Source organism: Erwinia sp., assembly GCF_031978025.1.
Classification (GTDB): Bacteria; Pseudomonadota; Gammaproteobacteria; order Enterobacterales; family Enterobacteriaceae; genus Erwinia.
In genome coordinates this window covers 1-5,300 of record NZ_DALZCD010000082.1, presented here as the reverse complement: position 1 = coordinate 5,300, position 5,300 = coordinate 1, and the positions used below count along the sequence as shown (strand labels likewise).

General features: G+C 49.9%; 6 protein-coding genes and 1 pseudogene. 4 read left to right on the top strand and 3 right to left on the bottom strand.

What is annotated here, in order from left to right:
• Positions 1–503: 503 nt before the first annotated feature.
• On the bottom strand, positions 504–692 hold the full coding sequence (locus RTK32_RS08765) for a YjfB family protein (RefSeq protein ID WP_312043102.1): 189 nt from the start codon (positions 690–692) through the stop codon (positions 504–506).
• A gap of 251 nt (positions 693–943) precedes the next feature.
• Here RTK32_RS08765 and RTK32_RS08760 point away from each other — a divergent pair, with 251 nt between their 5' ends.
• The gene (locus RTK32_RS08760) at positions 944–1,420 is read left to right on the top strand and encodes a hypothetical protein (RefSeq protein WP_312043100.1); all 477 of its coding nucleotides are present in this window, start codon (positions 944–946) and stop codon (positions 1,418–1,420) included.
• A gap of 154 nt (positions 1,421–1,574) precedes the next feature.
• On the opposite strand, the gene RTK32_RS08755 is transcribed toward RTK32_RS08760, so the two are convergent.
• Together RTK32_RS08755 and RTK32_RS08750 are read right to left on the bottom strand one after the other, a co-directional pair.
• Positions 1,575–2,030: a hypothetical protein gene (locus RTK32_RS08755; RefSeq protein WP_312043098.1), complete on the bottom strand. Its 456-nt coding sequence runs from the start codon at positions 2,028–2,030 to the stop codon at positions 1,575–1,577.
• A gap of 462 nt (positions 2,031–2,492) precedes the next feature.
• Positions 2,493–2,888 (bottom strand): NirD/YgiW/YdeI family stress tolerance protein, encoded by a 396-nt coding sequence (locus RTK32_RS08750; RefSeq protein WP_312043097.1) that lies wholly within the window; start codon positions 2,886–2,888, stop codon positions 2,493–2,495.
• Positions 2,889–3,781: 893 nt separating this feature from the next.
• On the opposite strand from RTK32_RS08750, the gene uraH reads away from it, so the two are divergent.
• The 3 genes and pseudogenes from uraH to RTK32_RS08735 all read left to right on the top strand — a co-directional run.
• Complete coding sequence (gene uraH / locus RTK32_RS08745; protein ID WP_312043095.1) at positions 3,782–4,192, top strand: hydroxyisourate hydrolase; 411 nt, start codon at positions 3,782–3,784, stop codon at positions 4,190–4,192.
• Between the two features lie 4 nt (positions 4,193–4,196).
• A complete protein-coding gene (locus RTK32_RS08740) occupies positions 4,197–4,691 on the top strand; it encodes a heme-binding protein (RefSeq protein ID WP_312043093.1) in 495 nt (164 codons plus the stop codon).
• 395 nt (positions 4,692–5,086) lie between these two features.
• A pseudogene (locus RTK32_RS08735) lies at positions 5,087–5,300 on the top strand (hypothetical protein); the annotation flags it as partial.

Here is a 5,300-nt window from a genome sequence, read left to right as displayed (position 1 = left end):
GTGTAATAATATTGTGATAAATAAACCCTCACCCTCCGACTTAATAAAGCAAATACCCTCTTAAAAAACCCGCTAAAAAGGCTATCCCACGCAGAGAAAAACATAACCCCCTGAATCCAGACAATATAAAACGTGGTAAATTAGCATTTCTTCACATAAAAAGATTCTGACTGATAGCCTGCAGGTTATCAAATTAACCGCAGGGTAAAAAACTGGCCATATGCTCAGGATTTAACAGAATAGATACAGGTAGCAGGCATTTACCCAGGAAGGTTATCGCCGTCTTGCCTGGCTGCTTTTCACTTATCCCGTAGAATTTCCTGTCGTATCTAACCGCGGTCAGGCACGAACAGGATGCACTCTGCGTTGAAACCACGTCGGAAAGTCCTTCGGCTTTACTGAAGAGGCTGGATCAGGAAGAACTCACTCCCTGCTTCAGGGAGTGTTTAAAAGTGCAGTTAAAACAGGCAATACATAATGCAGAGGGAACTTAACGTCAATAATCACGCAGTGGTGTTGATGTTGCGCCCTACGGCCGGGTTTGCAGGTAACTGAGGGATTGAGTTAAGGATCCCGGCAGCAACAGACTGCTGATTATCCAGAGTTTTCTTCAGTACGGCATTGCTTATTTTACTACTGAGTTCCATGTTATCGAGGCCTGTAGCCAGTGAGGTAATCTGTGATACATCCATCTTGCTCTCCTGATTAATACGGCTGATAGGGGGTAAAACCGGCTTTAAAAAAGCCTGTAGAAACTATCGGCATTTTGTGGAAAATCTTTAGGGGAATACCAGGCTGGATCCTGTTGCTCGCTTCCCGGTCATAGCCGCCAGAGAGCACTTAACGTTGGAAGCAGAAATGTTGTAATAACCGCTTACCCCGGTTATAACGGTACCTTATATCGTTGGCAATTGGCGTTTATACCCCGCGTTCAGGCAGAAAAATGGCAAGAAGAACAGAACTGAAAGGCATAGCGAATTCTTTTAATAGTAGCTTTGTCAGCCGCAATAACGATTACAACGGCTACTGGTCCGTTGGCCTGTTAAAGCTTTACGCTATCGAACAGGGATTAACATCAGTACGGTTTACATTTCTTCCTCATAATAGCGGCGACAGTTTTATTCTGATAAAGGATATAACGCAGTCTTACAGCAGGCTGTTTATACACCTTCTGGAGAAACAGCAAATTCCTGCTGCATGGGTAAAAGAGGTCAGCATTATGATCGACTTTGCCACGCAAGATAAAGCGGACCGGTCAGTCATCAGTCCGTCATCCGGTCAGCTTTTTAAAAGCCTTTGCCAGATAGTGGATGACCAGCACCGTCTTTATTCCTCGGCCATTTATGGTCAGTGCCTGCCTCACTCGGCGGCGAGAGAACTGCGATCGACCCGTGTAGATTCATATAAACAGTATTGGTAATCCAGGACGTCAAGCCCCCGTAGAGTAACCAAACCCTGAACGTGCGGCCTGTTCAGGCGCAGAGCTGACGGTATAAAGGCATCAGCCCGCTATAGAAGCGCGATCATCCGCTCTGATATCAATGTTTCCGCAGCGCGTTAATCCACATAAAACGTCAGCTATATAGCCATAACAGCATCAGCAATGCAGAGGTGCCGGCCAGCGCAATTACAATATCTGTAAGAGTGTCCGCTTTTATGAAGCTTTTGCTGACGTTTGCGTGGTTGAGGCCACTGTTATCGACAGGCAATTCCCTTTTCTTTCTGACTCGCCATACTATACGGGCCCAGAGACCGACCACAATCAGGATCGGCAGAACCATGAATACGGTACCGTCCAGGCTGAAGTGCTTTTCCCAACTCCATGTTATTTGGTGCATTGTATTTGTTCCCGTCTCCCAATCCGTAAAGCGAATATTAGCGCTCCACAGGATAAGCGGCAAGGGTTGTTCAGTTGCCTGCCGGGCTATTTCATTGGAGCCTTCCTGAATCGTTTTTTTCAGGATACGTGACAGAATATGTCTGACGTTACGATAAATCTGACGTAAATATTTTTTTGTCGCGTTACACAATGAGCCTTAAAGGTAATGAGTTTTACCCTGGGGTAAAAAATGCCCTCTTTACGCCCGGCAACTTAAGAGGATTCCCTGAAATGACTTATGGGATCTGTCCTGTTCGTTTTGTACTAAACAAATGCTTACAGAGAGGTTGTCGGCTGGCCTGAAAAGATGTCGTTCCCTCCGCCAGGCCCGTCCCGCAAACAGGGCGACTCATACCGTTAATGACTTTACGATGGACGTGCGGCCAGCGGAGATGTCGGTTCAGCAGGCAGTAAAGGCGAGAGAATGCTCCCTGTTTCTTCGGGAAACTCGTATCAAAATAGTCTTCAGGAAACAGAACTCAGGAGATTAAGGGACAGGGCCTGGGTTAACCCCGCCCCGTCAGGAAAAGAGCGGATGTCTGAGAAAATAAATGCGTCAGGAAGAAAAACAGCCAGTACCGCGATAACCGACCATTTTTCTCCGCTACGTGATTCAGGGTTTTTCAATCCGGGACACGCTCATAAAGGCACTATCCGCTTTGCCGTAAACGCGACCGCTGACGCGAACCTTGTCATCTGACTGATACGTTTTGCCAAGAAAAGCCTCCGCCGGAGCCTGCAGCCGTACCTCATCACTGGAATCGCGAAAAAGATAGCTGCCCGGTTTTTGCTCGCTGACGATATAGCCCTCAAGCGTTGTGTAGCCGCCCGGCCTGAAATCACGGATCGTTTTTGCTTTCGTGGCGCGCGTGTCCTCTGTTCCCTTTTGTGCCGCATCTTCTTTTTCAGGCGGCGGAGCCTTTTCCCCTTCCTTAAACCCGCCCTCTGCGGCGGCGGCGCCATAGCTTAATGCGGCAAGCAGAGCGGTGAGCATGATTTTTTTCTTCATCTGTTTTCTCCCTTCAGGTAGGTAAATTCATCTTAAATGTGGGTTCGTTAGATTTTTTATTCCCCCCGTGCGGCCTCAGAGTGCGATAGCAATATTGGCTAAAAACCCCCCTCCCATCCGGCACGGTCACGCAGGCGCGACTCTTGCCCCACTCTCATCCGGGCGCAGCATTTGCATGCCAGGGCGAGCGGGCTTAACAGCCTCTGAAAATGTGCAGTGCGCCAGGCGACTCCTGCCGTTGTGTTAACAACGCGTCTCCACAAACGGATAAAACTGAGAACGATCAACTGTAGCGCGGATGTTTCATTTCGCAAGCAATTGACTTTTATACGCATTCCTCGCCAACGCTTTTTTGCTAAAACAGTAACTTCAGTCTTCGGGCTGGATGGCAGCACATTTTCGGGATCGCTTTCTTCTTCAGTAAGACTGAACTGACCGTTCGGCATGGGACGTTGGCGCGGGCTGAAAACTTGAGGATGATTCAGCAAGCTTTGCGCGCGCTATCGCTATCTGCCTCAGCCAGACCAAAGTTAGCGGCCATTCTGTGGTGTGGGTGCAGGCTGGGGATTTCATGATGATAAATGATTCGGCGAGCGGCGGAAGCAAACGGGCCATCAGCGACACGCCCTTTAGCATAAAGCTGATTTTTGCTCTTACCTGGCAAATCAAAGGTTTTACAGGAGGAAAGTTTGCGTTTCCCTCTTGCGTCTATAGAGGTGGACTAGCGTTGGCGGTTCACAGGCTTTTCGGCATCTGCCCTGTCCAACAACACAGGTCATACGAGACGCTTATAACATACCCGCGCCAGATGACAATATGGTCATCTTTCTGACAGGTAATCGGGACGGCAGTGAGGGTATAACTACCGGGCGATTAACACAGGAGAATGTCACATGAAGAAGTCTGTCGCCGCCTTATCCCTTGCCCTGCTGCTGGCTGCTCCCGGTATTACCCTTGCTGCCAGTAAAAACCCACTGAGCGTACACGTGCTGAACCAGCAAACCGGGCTACCGGCAGCGCATATCGCGGTTACGCTTGAGCAAAAGCAGGGAGAACGCTGGGCGGTGCTGAACACGGCCAGCACCGACCAGGACGGTCGTATTGACGCGCTATGGCCAGAAAAACCCGTTCAGGCAGGCGATTATCGGGTGATCTTTAAAACCGGTGAATATTTCACACAGCAAAAGCAGCAGAGCTTTTTCCCGGAAATTCCGGTGGAGTTTCATCTCGCCGATACAGCTAAACCCCTGCACGTGCCGCTGCTGCTGAGCCAGTACGGCTACTCCACGTATCGGGGGAGCTGAGAAAATGAAATCTTTTGTGATTGCGCTGGCGCTTGCTGCGGCACCCTGCATGGCCTTTGCAGCCAAACCCGCAACCGTCTATGACATGACGCAGGAACTCAGTAGTAAATTGGCCACCGAGGCACTTTCTGTCTGCCACAGTATGAACCGCCAGGGGGTGGTAGCCATAGTCGATCGTGGTGGCAACCTGGTTACGTTGATGAGAGATGACAACGTGGGGCCACATAATACGCAAGCCGCCTGGCGTAAAGCCTTTACGGCGCTCTCGACTAAAACGCCGACTAAACAGTTCGCCAGACAGGCTCAATCCTCACCGGATACCGTTAATCTCAATACTGTTAATGAGTTATTACTGCTTGGCGGCGGCGTACCGATAAAATATCACGGCCAGTGGATTGGTGCCGTCGGTATGGCGGGAACCGGGGGCGCGGAGTCCGACGAGCGATGTGGGACCGAAGCCATCAACAAAATACTCGGGGAAAGCGAGCAACAGAAATAATAAATCACAGGTTAGTAGCGAAGGCGGAAGGAATCTTTCTCCGCTTTTGCTATTTTTATTGGGCAAACAGATAAGCCACAAAACTCCAGGCATTAATCCCGCCAAAGCAGAGATGCGGCCTTCTTCATACGTGAGCTAAACCCTGCCCTGTGTTACTAACCGGCCTTTATGACAGGGAAAATAAACATTACTCTTTAAATTATAAAGGCAGTATTACCCCTCCTGTTCTCTACAGCCATCCCGGTGCCGTATTCAATTTGCCGCGAGCACAGACACTGCTTATCTCCTGACAACCTGCTGACGGAATATTCAGCCATGTTTTTTTACTGTGCGGCTGCGCGCCCACCCGAAATCTTCTACACTCACTTCGCATACCGTCAGGCAGGAGCCGTAACGTGAAACATCTTATAAGCGGTCTTATCATGCTGGCTTCTGGCCAGGCCGCGGCAGCCATACCGCTTATCCAGGCCTACCCGTCTTGCGACCTTCAGACGCAGCGCAGCGTTAAAGGAGCATCCGGAGGCAGCATGCAGGATTCACGCGAAGTGCATATTTCTGTCCGGGTTAACGTGCTGCAGGCTGATATCAGCACCGCGCGTAAGGCCCGCT

Bases quoted from the DNA above. Each gene is read 5' to 3' on its own strand.
- RTK32_RS08765 (WP_312043102.1), bottom strand. From the start codon at position 692: ATGGATGTATCACAGATTACCTCACTGGCTACAGGCCTCGATAACATG.
- RTK32_RS08750 (WP_312043097.1), bottom strand. From the start codon at position 2,888: ATGAAGAAAAAAATCATGCTCACCGCTCTGCTTGCCGCATTAAGCTAT.
- uraH (WP_312043095.1), top strand. From the start codon at position 3,782: ATGAAGAAGTCTGTCGCCGCCTTATCCCTTGCCCTGCTGCTGGCTGCT.
- RTK32_RS08760 (WP_312043100.1), top strand. From the start codon at position 944: ATGGCAAGAAGAACAGAACTGAAAGGCATAGCGAATTCTTTTAATAGT.
- RTK32_RS08740 (WP_312043093.1), top strand. From the start codon at position 4,197: ATGAAATCTTTTGTGATTGCGCTGGCGCTTGCTGCGGCACCCTGCATG.